Raw genomic sequence first — 17,946 nt, 5'->3', positions numbered from 1 at the left:
ATCAGGAGACATCGTCATGGGCGAGAGCCCTCAGGCGCGCGAGACGCTTTTTGCCTTGCGAGAGGCAATAGCCCGGATCGAGGGAAAGCCCGACCATGCCGCGCGTCTGACGGTCCAGCCTACCGGCGCGGCCTCGAAACAAAGGGTCATGAATGAAAGGCTCGAGCAACGCGATCTCTTCGACAGCATTGTGGGTGAAAGCCTGGCCCGGGGGACGTTGATCGAAGTGAGGGGACAGAGGCTGCAACAGGCGGGAACGGTGACCGGCTTCGGGCTGGCGCTTGCCCTCATGGCCGCGGAGAACAACCAGACGCAGAGGCAGCGCCTCCTCTTCATCGCCGATCCTCAGGTCGTCCGGGAAGCGGGTCTCGCCTATGGTCCTGGCCTCCTCGATTTCGGCCTGTCGTCGACCGCATTGGTGCATGCCCTGCCTCGCCGGATCGAGGACGCGCTCTGGCTGGCCGAGGCAGCGCTTGCCTCCCGTGCCTTTTCCACCGTGCTCCTCGAAGTACAGGGCAATCCGAAGAAATTCGGCCTCACCGAGAGCCGGCGCTTGAGCCTCAAGGCACGCGCCACCGGTGGCAGGCTGTTGATCCTCCGTCAGGCAGGCGAGGAAGAGGCGTCGAGCGCTCTTCTTCGCCTGTTTGTCGAACCCGCGCCGGCGGCGGCGCGATCCCTCGCCGACGGGTCCCTGCTGGGCGGCAGCATCGGGTCGTCAGTCTTTCGCATCACACCTGAGAAATCCCGCATTCCGGGCTCACCCGAACTCATTCTGGAGTGGAATTCCGATGACCGCCGCCTTCAACTTTTCGAGCAGCCCGAACCCGCAAGCCTTGGATCGCCGCATTCTTTCGCTGTTTTTCCCAAGGCTCCCGACCGACCGCATCGCCCGACGGCGCTGGGGTCTCTCGTGGCGTTTGCACCAAGGCTCGACCGCGCATCCTGACCGGGCGCCACTGGCCTGCGCCGGTCGTTCCGCCAATGCCATGCGGATCACCGCACTGGATGAGATCGCGGAAGGCTACGGCCTGCGGATCGGACAGGGGCTGGCGGAAGCCCGGGCCATTTGTGCGGATCTCGACGTGATCGAAGCGGATCCGGCCGCCGACCGCGCTCTTCTCGATGCCATCGCCGACTGGTGTGACCGCTACACGCCGCTGGTGGCTCTCGACGGCGATGACGGACTGATGCTGGATATCACCGGCTGCGCCCATCTCTTCGGCGGCGAGGAAAGGCTGATCGAGGACGTTGATCGCCGCATGACCGCCTTCGGCCTTGCGGTCAAGATCGCCGTCGGCCCGACCCCTGGTCTCGCCCGTGCCTGCAGCCGTTTTGACGGCCCCCGGCGCGTCGCCCCATCCGAGGCCGCAGCCGCACTCGCTCCCCTGCCGATCGCGGCCCTCAGGCTCGAACCGCAGATCGTCATGAATCTCGCCCGTGTCGGCTTGAAAACAATAGGGGATCTTCTCGCAGCCCCGCGTGCGCCGATCACCCGCCGCTTCGGTGCGGGTCCGATGCTTCGCCTCGATCAGGCGCTGGGACACGAGGGAGAACCCATTTCGCCGCGACGCCATCTGCCTCTGCTTTCGGCCGAACGGCGTCTCGCAGAACCGATCATGACCGAAGATCAGGTCCTCGATCTCGCCGGCCGCCTGGCTGCCGGCTTGAAAACCTCGCTCGAAGCCCGTGGTGAAGGGGGCCGTCTGTTCGAACTTCTGGTCTTCCGGGTCGATGGCAAGGTCTTTCGGATCGAGGTCGGGGCCTCCGCCCCCTTGCGCGATCCAGGCCGCATCCGGACCCTGTTCGAGGAGCGCCTTTCCGTCATCCATGATGAGCTCGATGCCGGCTTCGGCTTCGAACTCGTGCGCCTCAATGTCCTCCTGAGCGAGGCCTTTGAAGTGCGCCAGTCCGCCCTTGCCGACGAGGAGGACGGCAGCGAAGATCTCACGCGCTTCCTCGACCAGGTAGCCGCCCGCTTGGGAGAACGGGCGCTGCGTCTGCCCGTGCCGCTGGCCAGCCACTGGCCGGAGAGAGCCTCGACACATGCCCCGGCCGCCGATGCGCTGAAGGCGGCAGATCTCTCTTTGTCTCGCCCTCAAACGGCGGCGAGACAGGCGCGTGCCCTGCGTCCCTTGCGCCTTCTCCATCGGCCTGAAGAGGTCGAGGTCATGTCCGTGGTCCCGGATGGTCCACCGGCCAGCTTCCGCTGGCGCCGTGTGCAACGACGCATCCTCAGGGCCGAAGGCCCGGAGCGCCTGGCGCCGGAATGGTGGTCCGATGGCGAGGATGCCCCGCCACGCGATTATTTCCGCATCGAGGATACCGACGGCCAGCGCTTCTGGCTCTATCGCGAGGGTCTTTATGAGCGCCGCACCGTGACGCCGAGCTGGTTCCTTCAAGGCTTCTTCGCGTGAGGCAGGAGCCGTGACGATGCAGAGGTTTTACGAAATCGGATTGCGCAGCAATTTCTCCTTCCTCGACGGCGCATCCCATGCCGAGGAACTGGTGGAACGAGCGCTGTTTCTCGGCCTGTCGGGCCTTGGCCTCGCCGATCGCAACACGGTCGCCGGTGTTGTCCGCCTGCATGCCGCTGCAAAATTGAATGGTCTCGAATTCCGCCCTGGCGCCCGCCTCGTCTTCGACGACGAAACACCTGAGCTTCTCGCCTATCCCTTGAACCGCAAGGGATGGGGCAATCTCTGTCGTTTGCTGAGCGAGGGAAACCTGCGCTCGAAAAAGGGTGTTTGCACGCTGTGGGAAAAGGATCTTCTGGCATGGTGCGAGGATCTTCTGTTCATCGCCATGCCACCCCCGCTGGCAAACCATGCCGATGTCGAAGCCTTTGAAAGCCGGCTCGCCTCTCTCCGCCCTCGCCTGGCGGATCGTCTGTATCTCGGCCTCGTTCCCCGTCATGATGGCGCCGACCAGAGGAATTTCGCGGAGCTTGACGGAATTTCGAAACGGCTCGGCCTTCCCCTGATCGCCACCAACGACGCCCTTTACCACGCCCCGGATCGCAAGCCGGTTGCCGATGTGGTCGTCGCAATCCGCGAACATGTGACGATTGCCGAAGCCGGGCTTCGCCTGCACGCCCATGCCGAACGACACTTGAAAAGCCCGGAGGAAATGGCCCGGCTGCTGCGCGCCTGGCCGGAGGCCCTGGACAACAATATCGACTTCTTTAGCCGGCTTCATTTTTCTCTCGATGAATTGTCGCATCAGTATCCCGATGAGATTTTCGACGGAGAGGCTCCGCCTCTGGCCCTGCGGCGACTGACCTATGAAGGCGCGCGCAACCGCTATCCGGAGGGCATCCCACAAAAGGTCCTTGGTCTCCTCGACTACGAACTGAAACTGATCGCGGAGAAGCGCTACGAACCCTATTTTTTGACCGTCTACCGGATCGTCTGCCATGCCAGGGAGGCAGGCATTCTCTGCCAGGGCCGCGGCTCGGCCGCCAATTCCGCCGTCTGTTTCTGCCTCGGCATCACGGAAGTCGACCCGCAGAAGACGACGCTGCTGTTCGACCGTTTCATCTCGACGGAACGCGACGAGCCGCCGGATATCGATGTCGATTTCGAACATGAGAAGCGGGAGGATGTGATCCGCTTCATCTACGAAACCTATGGTCGCCAGCATGCCGCCCTGACAGCGGCCGTCATCAGCTATCGCGCCCGGTCAGCAGGCCGCGAAGTGGCGAAGGCCTTCGGCATGTCAGAGGATGTGCAGTCCGCCCTTGCCGGTTCGATCTGGGGCTGGTGGACCAGCGATTTCACCGAGGAGCAGGCAAAGGCCGCAGGCCTCGACCTCAAGGATGCCACCACCCGGCGCGTGCTTGATTACGCCCAGGCCCTGCAAGGCTTTCCCCGCCATCTCTCCCAGCATGTCGGCGGTTTCGTCATCACCCGCGACCGTCTGGATGAAGTGGTGCCGATCATGAACACGGCCGATGGCCGCTTCATGGTCGAATGGGACAAGGACGATCTCGACACGTTGAAGATCCTGAAGATCGACGTTCTCGCGCTCGGCATGCTCACCTGCCTCGCCAAAGCCTTCAAGCTGCTGGCCATTCATTACGATCGCCACGAGACGCTGGCCTCGGTCAATCAGGACCAGTGCCCTGAGGTCTATGACATGATCTGCCGCGCCGACACGATCGGCGTCTTCCAGATCGAAAGCCGCGCCCAGATGAGCATGCTGCCGCGGCTGAAGCCCCGCGAGTTCTATGATCTGGTCATCGAGGTGGCGATCGTCCGGCCAGGCCCCATCCAGGGCAACATGGTCCACCCTTACCTGAAGCGACGGGAGGACGTGCTGGCCGGCCGGCCGATCGACTATCCGAGCGATGAACTGCGCAGCGTGCTGAAACGCACGCTGGGCGTCCCTCTTTTCCAAGAGCAGGCCATGCAGATCGCCATCACGGCTGCCGGTTTCACCCCGGGAGAGGCCGACAAGCTGCGCCGTGCCATGGCCACCTTCCGCCGCACCGGCCAGGTTTCCAGCTTCCAGAAGCGCATGATCGAGGGAATGGTGACCAATGGCTACGATCCGGATTTTGCCGCCCGCTGCTTCAGCCAGATCGAGGGCTTCGGCGAATACGGCTTCCCCGAAAGCCATGCCGCCTCCTTCGCCCTGCTCGTCTATGTCTCCTGCTGGTTCAAGGCCTTCTATCCGGATGTCTTCTGTGCCGCGATCCTGAATTCACAGCCCATGGGTTTCTACGCCCCCGCCCAGCTCGTGCGCGATGCCCGCGATCACGGCGTCGATATCCGCCCGGTCGGCATCAATCACTCGACCTGGGACTGCCTGCTCGAAAGTCATGAGGAAGAGGCGGGCGGCTTCGATCCCGCCCGCATCGCCAGCCGTCATCGGTCCATGGCCGGCGTCATCAGAACGAAAAAGGCCGTTCGCATCGGCTTTCGCCAGATCAAGGGCATACCGAAGGAGGCCATGGATATCCTCGTTTCGCAACGCGGTAAGGGTTATGATTCCGTTCGCGACCTGTGGCTGCGCACGCGGCTTGCCCGCCCCGTCATCGAGAAACTCGCCGATGCCGACTGCTTTTCCTCCCTTGGACTGTCGCGTCGGGAGGCACTGTGGGCGGCTCAGGCCCTCGATGGAGAGGCCGCCGTCGAAGTCCTGCCGCTCTTCGAGGCAGCCCCACAGGAAAATCTGCAGCACGAGGCGGAAATGGTCCTTCCCCGCATGTTGCCAGGCGAGGAGGTCTTAAGTGATTACCGCAGCCTGACCTTCTCCCTGAAGGCGCATCCCGTTTCATTCCTCCGCCAGGCCATGCAGCGGGCCGGGCTTAAATCGGCGACCGATCTCGAAAGCCTTTCCCATGGCGCCAAGGTTGAGATTGCAGGCCTAGTCCTTGTCCGCCAAAGACCGGGTTCGGCAAAGGGTGTCATCTTCATGACGCTGGAGGATGAGACGGGCACAGCCAATGTCATTGTCTGGCCGAAGGTGTTCGAACGTTACCGACCGATCGTTATGGGCGCGCGGCTGGTCGCCCTGCGCGGACGCCTGCAGAAGGCGCATGGCGTCATCCATGTGGTCGCAGACCATCTGGTCGACGCCAGCTCCAGGCTCGGCCTCCTGCTCGAAGATCTCAAGACCTTCGACACGCTCGCCCATGCGGATGAAGTTCGTCGCCCGGGCGTCGATCAGAGACAGGCGAAACGGGACAAGGTCCCGCGTCCCTCCATAGCAGCAGCCCCTCCGCCCGGCCATCCTCGCCGCAGCGCCATGGCGGACCTGATGCCGAAAGGGCGGAACTTCCACTGACGGATCGACGCTTCGGGCGACGGTCACATATGCTGCCCTATCCGCGATTTTTCTTGACAAAGGCCATCTGGTTTACGAGAAAGGCGAGAGTGAATGTCATGTTTGACGAGTGCCCCGTCCATGCTGGTCTGCAGCTGCAATTACATCACCGACAAAGACATCAAGTCAGTCATCAACGAGATGCTGGACGAAGACTGTTGGCAGTTGATTGTTCCGGGTAAGGTCTACCATGCCATGAACAAGCGCGGCCGCTGCTGCGGCTGTTTTCCGAATGTCGTCGACCTGATCATTCGCACCACCGAAGAATATCACGCCCTCCGCCAGACCGAAGAAACCAAGGTCATCAACTTCATGGAACGCCTCAAGCAGTTCCACGAAGAGCAGAAGGCAGCGCTGGCCGAACGGCGCCAGGCCATGCTGACAGCCAAGCGCGCGGCCGGCTGAGACGACTGCATCGGCATCAGCCCACCGCTTGGGCGCCAGAACGATTCCCCGTCACATCCCAGTGCTATGATACGGCGAATGCAATTCGCCCGGCGGAGTCTTGCGCGCAAGCCCAAGAATTAGAATACTTCTAAAAAAGGCTCGACAGGTGGCAGCGCTGGCGCTAGAGTTGCGCCATTCAATTCATACAAGGGACGAACATTATGAAGGGTGATCCGAAGGTCATTGAACGGCTCAACGAAGCGCTGTTCCTCGAGCTCGGTGCGGTCAATCAGTACTGGCTGCACTACCGCCTGCTCAACGATTGGGGCTACACGAAGCTCGCCAAGAAGGAGCGGGCCGAGTCGATCGAGGAAATGCAGCACGCCGACAAGATCATTGATCGGATCATCTTCCTCGAAGGTCACCCAAACCTCCAGACCGTTGCACCGCTGCGCATCGGCCAGAACGTCAAGGAAGTGCTCGAAGCGGATCTCGCCGGCGAATACGATGCCCGCACCTCCTACAAGGCCTCGCGCGACATCTGTTATCAGGCCGGCGATTACGTCTCGATGAAGATCTTCGAACAGCTGTTGATCGACGAAGAAGGCCATATCGACTTCCTGGAGACCCAGCTCGAGCTTCTCTCCAAGATCGGCGAAGAAAAATACGGTCAGCTCAACGCGGATTCCGCAGACAACGCCGAGTAAACCGCCATCCGCTCTTCACGAAAGCCCCGCTTGCGGGGCTTTTTTCGTTTTTGGGGGCAGGCATGCACGCGCTCTTATACCAAGTGTCGACGCTTGGCATCAGCGTCTCCGCGCAATTGCGAACTCACCGATCTCGCCGCGCCATGAAGGCGAGGCGCTCGAAGAGATGCACGTCCTGCTCGTTCTTCAGAAGCGCCCCATGCAGCTTCGGCAGGGCATTCTTCGCCTCGCCGCGCAGATCGGCGGGGTCGACGTCTTCGGCCACGAGCAACCGGATCCAGTCGAGCGCCTCCGAGGTGGACGGCTTCTTCTTCAGCCCGGGGGTCTCGCGGATCTCGTAAAACTGGGTCAGCGCATTGCGCAGCAGCGTCTTCTTGATACCGGGATAGTGAACCTCGACGATCCGCTGCAGCGTTTCTGCATCGGGAAAGCGGATGTAGTGGAAGAAGCAGCGCCGCAGGAAGGCGTCCGGTAGCTCCTTCTCGTTGTTCGAGGTGATGATGACGATCGGCCGGATCTTTGCGCTGATCGTCTCCCCGGTCTCGTAAACGTGGAACTCCATCCGATCGAGTTCCTGCAGCAGATCGTTGGGAAACTCGATATCCGCCTTGTCGATCTCGTCGATCAACAGCACGCATTTCGTTTCCGTGGCAAAGGCCTGCCACAGCTTGCCCTTGCGAATGTAGTTCTTCACGTCATTCACCCGCTCATCGCCGAGCTGGCTGTCACGCAGGCGCGAAACGGCGTCATATTCATAGAGCCCCTGCTGCGCCTTGGTGGTCGATTTGACGTTCCACTCCAGGATATCGAGCCCGAGCGCCGCCGCCACCTGCCGGGCAAGCTCGGTCTTGCCGGTTCCCGGTTCTCCCTTGACGAGCAAAGGCCGCTCCAGCCGGATGGCGGCATTGACCGCAATCATCAGATCCTTGTCTGCCACATAGTCTGCGGTACCCTGAAACTGCATCATATCTGAGCCTCGTTCATCCTCGGCCGCAACCTAATGACGCATCTGACAGGGTGCAAGCATAGGCACGGCTTTCGCCCGCTTACCAGAAAAAGCTTGTATTTTCCCGGCAATCTGACAGGCTACATTCCATGAACGCTGATGCGTGTCCGTCTGCAAGTGCCCCATCCGCAAGGACGGAATTTCGGGCTCCGGACATCACCGACCTTCTCCTCGACCCCATATTCGCAGTCTGGACCAATTGGTCCGGCCGCAATGCCTCGTAGAACGGCAGGCTCCTATAGACCGGCGGGACGTTTCGTCCGAACCGCAGGTCACAAGGATGTCTGTCCCGACCGCAGCCTCCCAGCTGCAGGAGATCCCCATGACCAGACACCTGTATTCCATCGGCGACACAGTGACGCTGAAAGACGGCCCTGTCCGCCTCGCCCGCAGCAATGGCGCCTGCAAGGTGCTGGCGACGCTCCCCGAGACCGGCGGAAGCCGCCAGTACCGCGTCCGCTTCGAAAGCGAGAGCTTCGATCGCTGCATCGCCGAAACCGATATTGATCCCAGCCGCAGCAACGCATCCGCCCGGACGGCGGCTCCCGCAAGCACCCCGAAAAAGGAAAGCACCTCATGGCTAAAGGCCAACAGCGTTCGAACCGCGAAGTAAGAAAGCCGAAGCAGGACAAGGCCAAGCCGGCTGCGACCGCGGTTTCGAGCTTCACCACTCAGATCAAGAGTGCCGAGGCCGCTTCTCCCAAGAAGCGCTGAAATCCCTCGACCCGGACCATGCCTGAAACGGCTGGTCCGGGGAGCCGTTTGACAAGCAGCCAAGCACAGTCTGCGACGCATTCGCCTTTCCCTTTTTGGCGAAGATGCGCTAAGGGCAGGCGCATGACCACGACCTCTTTCACCCTTCTTCTCGGCGGAAGCCTCGCCGTTACCGACCGCCTGCGGGCGCTGACCGGAGGAAGCCGCGTGATTGCGGCCGATGGCGGCATGCGCCATGCAGAAAGCCTCGGCGTGACCCCGGAGCTCTGGGTCGGAGACTTCGACAGCAGCGACACCGGATTGATCGCCCGTTTTCCGACTGTGGAACGCCGCAGCTATCCGGCAGCAAAGGCCGTCACCGACGGGGAAATCGCGGTTGCGGAAGCAATCGCGCGCGGCGCCACCCGGTTGATCTGCGTCGGCGCCCTCGGCGGCGAACGCTCCGATCACGCGCTGCAACATTATCTGAACGCCCTCGGCCTCGTCGAAGACGGTTATGAGGTGGTCCTGACCTCCGGCGAGGAAGAAGCCTATCCTTTCGCCGCGGACAGCGAACTGGCTCTCGAAATGCCAAAAGGCGCGCTTTTCTCGGTGCTCGGCTTTACCACGCTCGAAGGGCTTACGATCCGCAACGCACGCTATCCATTGCAGGACTTCAGTCTGCCCTTCGGCTCGTCGCGCACGATATCCAACATCGCCGAAGGACCGATCTCGGTCTCGCTGTCCCGTGGCAGAGCAATTCTGCTCGCCCGCCCCTACGATCTTTCCGGAGCCTGATGCCTTGGCACCTCCCATTCTGAAACTTGACGATATCCAACTCTCCTTCGGCGGAACGCCTTTGCTCGCCGGCGCCGGCCTGCAGGTGGAGCCTGGCGACCGCATCTGCCTGGTTGGCCGCAACGGTTCTGGCAAATCAACGCTGATGAAGATTGCCGCCGGCCTCGTCGAAGCGCAGTCCGGCGAAGTTTTCCGCCATCCGTCCTCGACCATCCGCTACCTGGAGCAGGCACCGGATTTTGCCGGTTATGCAACCGTCCAGGCCTATGCCGAGGCCGGCCTTGGACCGGGCGATGATCCCTATCGCGTCACCTATCTGCTCGAGCATCTCGGCCTGACCGGCCAGGAAGATCCGACCCGTCTCTCCGGCGGGGAAGCCCGCCGCGCGGCCCTTGCCCGGGTGCTGGCGCCCGAGCCGGACATCCTGATGCTCGACGAGCCGACCAACCATCTCGACCTGCCGACCATCGAATGGCTCGAAGGCGAGCTGTCGAAGAGCCGCAGCGCGCTTGTCCTGATTTCACACGACAGACGTTTCCTCGAAAAGATCTCGACCGCCACCGTCTGGCTCGATCGCGGCCAATCGCGCCGGCTGAACCGTGGCTTTGCCCATTTCGAGGAATGGCGTGACCAGGTGCTGGAAGAGGAAGAGATCGAACAGCACAAGCTCGGTCGCCAGATCGAGCGCGAAGAGCACTGGCTGCGCTATGGCGTGACTGCACGCCGCAAGCGCAACATGCGCCGCCTCGGAAATCTCCAGGCACTGCGCGCCAATTACCGTGGACACAAGGGGCCGCAAGGCACGATCCAGGCCACGGCCACCGAAGGCAAGGAAAGCGGCAAGCTCGTCATCGAGGCGGACAAGATCACCAAGACCTATGGCGATCGGACCATCGTCGCGCCCTTTTCGATCCGCGTTCATCGCGGTGATTGCATCGGCCTGATCGGCCCGAACGGCGCCGGCAAGACGACGCTTTTGAAGATGCTGACGGGTCAGCTCTCGCCGGACGAGGGCTCGGTGAAGCTCGGCACAAATCTGGAGATCGCCGTTCTCGACCAGAAGCGCGAGGACCTGAACCCGGATGACACGCTTGCCCACTACCTGACCGACGGCCGTGGTGACAACCTTCTGGTCAATGGCGAGCAGAAGCATGTCACCGGCTATATGAAGGACTTCCTCTTCCAGCCGGAACAGGCCCGCACGCCGATCCGCAACCTCTCGGGCGGCGAGCGCGCCCGCCTGATGCTGGCGCGCATCATGGCAAAGCCCTCAAACCTCTTGATCCTCGACGAACCGACCAACGATCTCGACATCGAAACGCTCGATCTTTTGCAGGAAATCGTTGCCGGCTATTCCGGCACGGTCATCCTCGTCAGCCACGACCGTGACTTCCTCGACCGCACCGTGACCTCGACCATCGCACCGGCCAATCCGGACGCACCCGACGGTCGCTGGATCGAATATGCCGGCGGCTATTCCGACATGCTCGCCCAGCGCAAGGGCGTCGAGGACGAGCGCAAACGGGTCGAAAAGGCCGAGAAGGCGAAGGTTCTCGAGGCTTCCGGCGGCAAACCGGCCGGCAGCGCAAACAGCAAGGGCAAGCTTTCCTTCAAGCAGAAATTCGCGCTCGAAAATCTGCCGAAGGAAATGGAAAAGGCCGAAAAGGAAATCGCCGCCCGCGAGGCCAGGATGGCCGATCCCAACCTCTTCACTAAGGACCCGGCGACGTTCAACAAGCTCGCCGCCGAAATGGAAAAGCTGCGTGCCGACATCACGCGTATGGAAGAGGAATGGCTGGACCTCGAAATGCTGCGCGAGGAATTGGAGGGCTGAGGCCCTCCTCTGTCTTGCCCTCCATCGGGCACCCTCCCTCCTGCCCCTCCATCTTCCATGTTCCAGTCTCGTGCCAAGGGTTCGGGTCCTTGCAGAACCGTGCCAGTCGCGCTATCTCCACAGTGCTCTAACGGGGTGCCTTTCGATCCTTCGGGACCGAAATGCTGAGAGGCGTCAGCCAACCCGCGGAACCTGATCCGGTTAACACCGGCGGAGGGATTAGACGCGTCGATCGCAAAGCGCCCTATCCCGACAGTTATGATGATGAAGGAGGAGGGCGCCATGCGACCCAAGACTGTTTCCCTGTTTATCGGCGGCGTTACAGCTGCCATGATCGGCTTCGTCTCCCCGACGTTCGCCGCCGACAAGACGCTGACCGTCTACACCTATGAAAGCTTCGTCTCGGAATGGGGTCCCGGCCCCAAGGTCAAGGAAGCCTTCGAACAGACCTGCGACTGCACCGTCAATTTCGTCGGCGTCGCCGATGGCGTGGCACTGCTCACGCGCCTGAAGCTGGAAGGCGAGACCTCGAAGGCCGATGTCGTGCTAGGCCTCGATACCAATCTCGTCGAGGAAGCCAAGCAGACCGGCCTGTTCGAAGCCCACAGCGTCGACGCGTCTGCGGTCCAAGTGCCCGGCGGTTTCAGCGACGATGTCTTCCTGCCCTATGACTACGGCCATTTCGCCGTGATCTACGACACCGAGGTCATCACGACCCCGCCGACGAGCCTCAAGGACCTGGTCGAGGGCGATCCGGCCCAGAAGATCGTCATCCAGGATCCACGCACCTCGACGCCGGGTCTCGGCCTGCTGCTCTGGGTCAGGTCGGTCTATGGCGACCAAGCGCCGGAAGCCTGGGCCAAGCTCAAGGATCGCGTCCTGACCGTCACCCCCGGCTGGTCGGAAGCTTACGGCCTGTTCACCAAGGGCGAGGCACCGATGGTGCTCTCCTACACGACCTCGCCTGCCTATCACATGGTCGCCGAAGAGACCGACCGCTATCAGGCAGCCGAATTCTCCGAAGGGCATTACATCCAGATCGAGGTCGCAGGCCTTCTGAAGAATGCGCCGGAAAAGGAGCTCGCCCGCCAGTTCCTCGCCTTCATGCTTGAGCCCGGCTTCCAGAACACCATCCCGACCAACAACTGGATGATGCCCGTCGCCGCAACCTCTGAGCCCCTGCCGGAGGCCTTCGGCAAGCTTGTCCAGCCGAAGACGACCTTCCTGATGGACCCCGCCGAAGTGGCAGCCAACCGCCAGGCCTGGATCGACGAATGGCTGAAGGCCATGACGTTGAATTGACACCGGATGCTCCGACCGCTTCACCAGTCGAGACGTCAGAGGCTGCCCGCATTCGCGGGCGGCCTTTTGGTTTTGCTGGCCGTGGCGGCTTTCGTCGGCATCGCCCTCTCCGCACTGCTCGCCGGGAGAATGACCGGTGGCATTCTGCAGGCCTTTGGCGATCCCGTCGTTCGTTCGGTGCTGTCATTCACCCTCTGGCAGGCGTTTCTGTCGACGCTCATCTCCGTCGGTCTTGCCCTGCCCGTGGTCAGCGCGCTTGCCCGTCAGCCGGCTTTTCCCGGACGTATCTGGCTGATCCGCCTGATGGCCGTTCCCATGGGTTTACCGGTTCTGATCGGTGCTCTGGGTCTGATCGGGATATTCGGTCGCAACGGCATCGTCAACGATGCCTTGGTAAGCCTCGGTCTGTCGCAGCCCATCTCCGTCTACGGCCTGACCGGAATTCTGATTGCCCATGTCTTTTTCAACCTGCCGCTGGCCACGCGACTGATGCTGTCAGCCCTGGAGCGCGTGCCGGCCGAATACTGGCGGATGTCGGCGAGCCTCGGCCTGTCGCCGATCGCCACATTCCGCTTCATCGAGTGGCCCGTCTTGGCGCGGGTCATCCCGGGAGCCGCGGGTCTGATCTTCATGCTTTGCGTGACGAGCTTCACGCTGGTGCTGATCTTCGGCGGGGGCCCTGCGGCAACGACAATCGAGGTCGCCATCTATCAGGCGCTGCGCTTCGACTTCAATCCGGAGCGCGCCGTATCGCTGGCGCTGCTGCAGATCACGGTCACCGGCGTCATCCTCATCGGCCTCAGCCTGCTGCCGGCAGCCTCCGACACCGGCGTCACCAGCGGGCGGCGTTTCCACCGTTTCGATGGTCGACGCCCGCTCGTCCGCTTGATCGACGCCCTGCTGCTTTCCCTGGCAGGCCTTTTCCTCATCCTGCCGCTTGGCCAGGTCGTTGTCTCGGGACTACAGGCAGATCTCGCTCGGCTGATATCGCAATCGGCCTTCCAGCAGGCAGCTCTGACCAGCCTGCTGGTGGCGCTCGTGTCGGGCGCTACGGCGACACTGCTTGCCTTTGGCGCGGTCGCAGCAAGAACTGAAATCGACACGCTGCGAAACCGGAATGTCGGCAACCGCGCCATGTCGATCGCGCTCGCCTCTCTGTCATCGCTGGTTCTGCTTGTCCCAACTAGCGTGCTTGCCACCGGCTGGTTTCTGGCGCTCCGACGGAGCGGTGAGATCGCAAGCTTCGCGCCCTTGATCGTCGCCGGCATCAATGCCCTGATGGCCCTGCCGTTCGCCGTGCGCGTGCTGGAGCCGGCCTATCGCGAGCACCGTGCGCGCACGGGGCGCCTTGCCGAAAGCCTCGGTCTCTCCGTCGCTCAGCGTCTGCGCCGGGTCGACTGGCCGGAGCTGAAGCGGCCATTTCTCACCGCGCTCGCCTTCGCCATGGCACTTTCCTTAGGAGATCTCGGAGCAGTCGCCCTGTTCGGCTCGGAAAACATCATGACCCTACCCGCCCTCATCTATGCGTCCATGGGAAGCTACCGCAGCACCGATGCCGATGGACTTGCCCTATTGCTCGGTATGGTATGCCTCCTCCTCGCGCTCCTCGGAGCGCCGGGAACACGTCAGGCAAGTGAACGGGAGGCCCCCGATGCGCGATGAGACTTCAACGGCGATTCGCCTCGATGCGGTGCGACTGACACTCGGCCAGCGCGACTTTCACTTCGATTTCGGTATCAATGCCCGCAAGATTACCGCGATTGCCGGCCCGTCCGGATCGGGCAAGTCCACCCTGCTCAACCTCGTCTCCGGCTTCGAGCAACCCGACAAGGGTCGGATCGAAATCGCGGGACAAGATGTGACGGATCTGGCGCCAGCGGAGCGGCCGATCTCGCTGGTCTTCCAGGACAACAACCTCTTTGCCCATCTCGATCTTTTCACCAATATCGGCCTTGGAGTTCATCCGGGCCTGCGCCTGACGCCGGCCGACCGCAAGGCGATCTCCGCCGCTCTGGTGCGGGTCGGCCTTGCAGGCTACGAGCGGCGGCTGCCGGGTTCGCTCTCGGGCGGAGAGCGGCAGCGGGCAGCCTTCGCTCGCGCCTTGGTCCGCAGCCGCCCGATCCTGCTCCTCGACGAGCCCTTCGCCGCACTCGATCCGGGTTTGCGGAGCGCGATGGTTGACCTGCTTGCAGAACTTCATGCCGAAACAGCGGCCACCATCCTGCTCGTCACCCACGATCCTCGTGACATCTTGCGTTTGGCGGACCAGGTCGTCTTCCTCGAAAACGGCCAAGTGCTAGTGAATGCATCGAAAAGTGATTTTCTCGCGAGAACCGATGTCACAGCCGTAAGCGACTTCCTCGGCGTGGCACCGATTGCACCCGAATCGCCTTAATTTGGTCGCCCGCGCCTGCCATGCGCGTTTGGAATGGTTGTTCCTTCAGCAAGAGCATTGGTCATTTGCTACGGCGTGACTATCTTCTGGAGCGAGCGGTGTTTTCGCACTATGTGAAATGCTGCCGGATCAGCACAATGCGGATATCGGCTGAAGGCAATTGGATGCTGCACCCGGATATCGCCGGCTTGGTGGTCGTTCGGGAACAGGGTGAAGGGGCAGGATGCAGTTTTTGAGCCGGAACAGCGCGATAGCTGCCGAAACGGATCGGCGGCGCCGGCCCTTCAGGCTTGCGTCGAGTGTTGCCGTGCTCGTCTCGGCCGGTCTCGTGCTCTCGTCCTGCCAGTCGGTATTCGAACAGGCCTACGAGCCATCAGTTGCGCCCTCCAGCAATCCGCAGATCGTCGACGAAGTGCAGAAGGGCGATCCGCGCGCCCAGATGGGTGCCCGTGAACACCCGCGCATCGTCGCATCCTATGGCGGTGAATATTCCGACGCCAAGACCGAACGCCTGGTCGCCCGCATCGCCGGCGCCCTGACCGCCGTCTCGGAAAACCCGAACCAGTCCTATCGCATCACCATCCTGAATTCGCCGGCGATCAACGCCTTCGCACTTCCCGGTGGCTATCTCTACGTGACACGCGGTCTCCTGGCGCTCGCCAACGACGCATCGGAAGTCGCAGCCGTTCTCAGCCATGAAATGGCGCACGTGACCGCCAACCACGGCATCGAACGCCAGCGTCGTGAAGAGGCGGAAGTGATTGCGAGCCGCGTCGTCGCCGAGGTTCTGTCGAGCGATCTCGCCGGCAAGCAGGCGCTGGCTCGCGGCAAGCTGCGCCTTGCCGCCTTCTCGCGCCAACAGGAACTGCAGGCCGACGTCATCGGTGTGCGCACGCTGGGTGAAGCTGGTTACGACCCCTACGCCGCCGCACGCTTCCTCGATTCCATGGCCCGCTACAGCCAGTTCAGCTCGGTCGACCCCGATGCCGACCAGAGCCTCGACTTCCTCTCGAGCCATCCGAACGCGCCGCAGCGTGTGGAACTGGCCAAGCGCCATGCCCGCGCCTTCGGTCCAGAAGGCAGCCACGGCGAAACAGGCCGCGAATATTATCTGAATGGCATCGATGGCCTGCTCTATGGCGACAGCCCCCAGGAGGGCTTCGTCCGTGGCCAGACCTTCCTGCATGGACAGCTCGGGATCCGCTTCGACGTGCCCCAGGGCTTCCAGATCGATAACAAGGTCGAGGCCGTCCTCGCCACCGGACCTGGCGACGTGGCCATCCGTTTCGACGGCGTGGCCGACAGTCAGAAGATCAGCCTGCCGAACTATATTTCGAGCGGCTGGGTAACCGGTCTCCTGCCGGATACGATCCGCACCGTCAGCGTCAACGGACTGGAAGCGGCGACCGCCCGTGCCTCCGCCGATCGCTGGGATTTCGATATCACCGTCATCCGCATCGGCCCGCAGATCTTCCGCTTCCTGACCGCAGTGCCCAAGGGCAGCCCGGCACTGGAAACCACGGCCGCCCAGCTGCGCGCTTCCTTCCGCCGGATCACGCCACAGGAAGCAGCCTCGCTGAAGCCGTTGCGCGTCCGCGTGGTGACGGTCGGTCCTAACGACTCGGTCGGCACTCTGTCTGCCCGTATGATGGGCACCGATCGTAAGCTCGAACTCTTCCGCTTGATCAACGCCCTCGGCCCGACCTCGACAGTCGCGCCCGGTACGCGCGTCAAGATCATTTCCGAATAAAGTCCCTGAAATCAAGCCAACAAAAAAGCCGGCACAAGGCCGGCTTTTAAGGGTATTCGGGATCTCTCAATAAGCCATTTCATAGCGCGAAGCAGCAGGAGCCTTGTCGGTCAGGGCAAGCTTCAGCTTTTCCAGCGCTCGCGTCTCGATCTGACGGACGCGCTCCTTCGAAATCCCAAGCTCGGCACCCAGTTCTTCCAGTGTCGCGCCATCTTCGGTGAGACGACGGGCCTTGATGATCCGGCTCTCACGCTCGTTGAGGCGGTTCATCGCATCCCTGAGCCAGCCGTTCCAGCGCTCACCATCGATGATCGAGGTAACCTGCTCATCCGGCAGCGCTTCATTGCTCTCCAGCATATCCAGCTGTTCGGTGCCTTCGCCGTTGCGACCGGCAACAGGGGTCTGAAGTGAGGCGTCGTTGCCGGACAGGCGCGCGTCCATCGACTGCACGTCGGAGAGGCTGACGCCAAGCGCCGAGGCGATTTCTTGATGGATGGCCTGATCGGAGAGGCGATTGTCGCCCTGGGCGAGCTTGGCGCGAAGTCGGCGCAGATTGAAGAACAGCGCTTTCTGGCTCGAACTGGTGCCACCGCGGACGATCGACCAGTTGCGCAGGATATAGTCCTGCATCGAGGCCCGGATCCACCAGCCGGCATAGGTCGAGAAACGGACCTCGCGACCCGGATCGAAGCGGGCAGCCGCCTCGAGAAGGCCGATATAGCCTTCCTGGATCAGATCGTTGAGGGGAAGTCCGAAACCACGGAACTTTGAGGCCATGGCGATGACCAGCCGCATATGCGCCTGGGCGATGCGATTACGCGCCCCTTGATCGTCATTTTCCTTCCAGCGGATCGCTAGGTCGAGCTCTTCCTCGCGCTCCAGATAGGGCTGTGACATGGCATACTTTATGATGTGTCTGTCAGCGGATGTGGCTTTCATCGAACATCTCCATGGTCTCTCGGGACCGCTGGCCTCTTGCAGGCCTATTTGCCGGCATTATCTGCTGAACGGCTCAGTCCCGGTCAGGTTCCGACAATGACGAACAAGGGCGGTGGTTTCATCAGTCTCATCTGCTTGTCTGAGCACCATTACGCCACGCATGCCCCTTCGGATTGCCGCCTGGGGTGCGACCTTCTGTCGAACAGGGGCGATCACGGTGAAGTGAGAGAAAGGGCGGGCCCAAGCTGGTCGCGATGACGCCGAAACGCAAAACGGCGCGGGTTGCCCCGCGCCGTCAGATCAGACTTC

At 62.2% G+C, this 17,946-nt stretch carries 14 protein-coding genes and 1 riboswitch; of the genes, 12 read left to right on the top strand and 2 right to left on the bottom strand.

Annotated features, from left to right (window positions below; genetic code table 11):
- Positions 1-16 precede the first annotated feature (16 nt).
- The 5 genes from QWE_RS25440 (at position 17) to bfr (ending at position 6,920) form a co-directional block, all read left to right on the top strand.
- The gene (locus QWE_RS25440) at positions 17-946 is read left to right on the top strand and encodes a hypothetical protein (protein WP_006724326.1); all 930 of its coding nucleotides are present in this window, start codon (positions 17-19) and stop codon (positions 944-946) included.
- Positions 834-2,414 carry a Y-family DNA polymerase gene (locus QWE_RS01665; protein WP_167539681.1) on the top strand — a complete coding sequence of 527 codons (1,581 nt, stop codon included), beginning with the start codon at positions 834-836 and terminating at the stop codon, positions 2,412-2,414. Before QWE_RS25440 ends, QWE_RS01665 begins: the two co-directional genes overlap by 113 nt.
- 16 nt (positions 2,415-2,430) lie before the next feature.
- Positions 2,431-5,787: an error-prone DNA polymerase gene (locus tag QWE_RS01660; RefSeq protein ID WP_006724324.1), complete on the top strand. Its 3,357-nt coding sequence runs from the start codon at positions 2,431-2,433 to the stop codon at positions 5,785-5,787.
- Between the two features lie 120 nt (positions 5,788-5,907).
- Positions 5,908-6,231 (top strand): hypothetical protein, encoded by a 324-nt coding sequence (locus QWE_RS01655; protein WP_006724323.1) that lies wholly within the window; start codon positions 5,908-5,910, stop codon positions 6,229-6,231.
- A 203-nt stretch (positions 6,232-6,434) separates the two neighbouring features.
- The gene (bfr, locus tag QWE_RS01650; RefSeq protein ID WP_006724322.1) at positions 6,435-6,920 is read left to right on the top strand and encodes a bacterioferritin; all 486 of its coding nucleotides are present in this window, start codon (positions 6,435-6,437) and stop codon (positions 6,918-6,920) included.
- A 124-nt stretch (positions 6,921-7,044) separates the two neighbouring features.
- Here the strand turns inward: bfr and QWE_RS01645 are convergent, their stop codons facing one another.
- Positions 7,045-7,884, bottom strand: a complete 840-nt coding sequence (locus QWE_RS01645; RefSeq protein ID WP_006724321.1) for an AAA family ATPase — start codon at positions 7,882-7,884, stop codon at positions 7,045-7,047.
- 364 nt (positions 7,885-8,248) lie between these two features.
- Between QWE_RS01645 and QWE_RS01640 the strand changes: the two genes are divergently transcribed.
- The 7 genes from QWE_RS01640 to QWE_RS01610 all read left to right on the top strand — a co-directional run bounded on the left by QWE_RS01640 (position 8,249) and on the right by QWE_RS01610 (position 16,698).
- Positions 8,249-8,539: a hypothetical protein gene (locus tag QWE_RS01640; RefSeq protein WP_006724320.1), complete on the top strand. Its 291-nt coding sequence runs from the start codon at positions 8,249-8,251 to the stop codon at positions 8,537-8,539.
- A gap of 224 nt (positions 8,540-8,763) precedes the next feature.
- Positions 8,764-9,417 (top strand): thiamine diphosphokinase, encoded by a 654-nt coding sequence (locus tag QWE_RS01635; protein ID WP_006724319.1) that lies wholly within the window; start codon positions 8,764-8,766, stop codon positions 9,415-9,417.
- A gap of 4 nt (positions 9,418-9,421) precedes the next feature.
- On the top strand, positions 9,422-11,251 hold the full coding sequence (locus tag QWE_RS01630) for an ABC-F family ATP-binding cassette domain-containing protein (protein ID WP_006724318.1): 1,830 nt from the start codon (positions 9,422-9,424) through the stop codon (positions 11,249-11,251).
- Positions 11,252-11,372: 121 nt separating this feature from the next.
- Positions 11,373-11,487: riboswitch (TPP riboswitch) on the top strand.
- Between the two features lie 94 nt (positions 11,488-11,581).
- Positions 11,582-12,553: a thiamine ABC transporter substrate binding subunit gene (gene thiB / locus QWE_RS01625; protein WP_420804538.1), complete on the top strand. Its 972-nt coding sequence runs from the start codon at positions 11,582-11,584 to the stop codon at positions 12,551-12,553.
- Between the two features lie 6 nt (positions 12,554-12,559).
- Positions 12,560-14,215 (top strand): thiamine/thiamine pyrophosphate ABC transporter permease ThiP, encoded by a 1,656-nt coding sequence (locus QWE_RS01620; protein ID WP_006724316.1) that lies wholly within the window; start codon positions 12,560-12,562, stop codon positions 14,213-14,215.
- Positions 14,205-14,948, top strand: a complete 744-nt coding sequence (locus QWE_RS01615; protein WP_006724315.1) for a thiamine ABC transporter ATP-binding protein — start codon at positions 14,205-14,207, stop codon at positions 14,946-14,948. The genes QWE_RS01620 and QWE_RS01615 overlap by 11 nt, the downstream gene beginning before the upstream one ends.
- Positions 14,949-15,171: 223 nt before the next feature.
- Positions 15,172-16,698, top strand: a complete 1,527-nt coding sequence (locus QWE_RS01610; protein WP_040299276.1) for a M48 family metalloprotease — start codon at positions 15,172-15,174, stop codon at positions 16,696-16,698.
- 66 nt (positions 16,699-16,764) lie between these two features.
- Here the strand turns inward: QWE_RS01610 and QWE_RS01605 are convergent, their stop codons facing one another.
- Positions 16,765-17,637: an RNA polymerase factor sigma-32 gene (locus QWE_RS01605; protein ID WP_006724313.1), complete on the bottom strand. Its 873-nt coding sequence runs from the start codon at positions 17,635-17,637 to the stop codon at positions 16,765-16,767.
- Positions 17,638-17,946: the final 309 nt, after the last annotated feature.

It is taken from the genome of Agrobacterium albertimagni AOL15 (assembly GCF_000300855.1).
GTDB lineage: Bacteria > Pseudomonadota > Alphaproteobacteria > Rhizobiales > Rhizobiaceae > Allorhizobium > Allorhizobium albertimagni.
This window is presented reverse-complemented; position numbering and strand designations above follow the sequence as displayed.

What these genes read in the sequence shown, in the direction of transcription:
- QWE_RS25440 (WP_006724326.1), top strand. Translation starts at nt 17, where the DNA reads ATGGGCGAGAGCCCTCAGGCGCGCGAGACGCTTTTTGCCTTGCGAGAG.
- QWE_RS01660 (WP_006724324.1), top strand. Translation starts at nt 2,431, where the DNA reads ATGCAGAGGTTTTACGAAATCGGATTGCGCAGCAATTTCTCCTTCCTC.
- QWE_RS01655 (WP_006724323.1), top strand. Translation starts at nt 5,908, where the DNA reads ATGCTGGTCTGCAGCTGCAATTACATCACCGACAAAGACATCAAGTCA.
- bfr (WP_006724322.1), top strand. Translation starts at nt 6,435, where the DNA reads ATGAAGGGTGATCCGAAGGTCATTGAACGGCTCAACGAAGCGCTGTTC.
- QWE_RS01645 (WP_006724321.1), bottom strand. Translation starts at nt 7,884, where the DNA reads ATGCAGTTTCAGGGTACCGCAGACTATGTGGCAGACAAGGATCTGATG.
- QWE_RS01640 (WP_006724320.1), top strand. Translation starts at nt 8,249, where the DNA reads ATGACCAGACACCTGTATTCCATCGGCGACACAGTGACGCTGAAAGAC.
- QWE_RS01635 (WP_006724319.1), top strand. Translation starts at nt 8,764, where the DNA reads ATGACCACGACCTCTTTCACCCTTCTTCTCGGCGGAAGCCTCGCCGTT.
- thiB (WP_420804538.1), top strand. Translation starts at nt 11,582, where the DNA reads ATGATCGGCTTCGTCTCCCCGACGTTCGCCGCCGACAAGACGCTGACC.
- QWE_RS01620 (WP_006724316.1), top strand. Translation starts at nt 12,560, where the DNA reads ATGCTCCGACCGCTTCACCAGTCGAGACGTCAGAGGCTGCCCGCATTC.
- QWE_RS01615 (WP_006724315.1), top strand. Translation starts at nt 14,205, where the DNA reads ATGCGCGATGAGACTTCAACGGCGATTCGCCTCGATGCGGTGCGACTG.
- QWE_RS01610 (WP_040299276.1), top strand. Translation starts at nt 15,172, where the DNA reads ATGCAGTTTTTGAGCCGGAACAGCGCGATAGCTGCCGAAACGGATCGG.
- QWE_RS01605 (WP_006724313.1), bottom strand. Translation starts at nt 17,637, where the DNA reads ATGAAAGCCACATCCGCTGACAGACACATCATAAAGTATGCCATGTCA.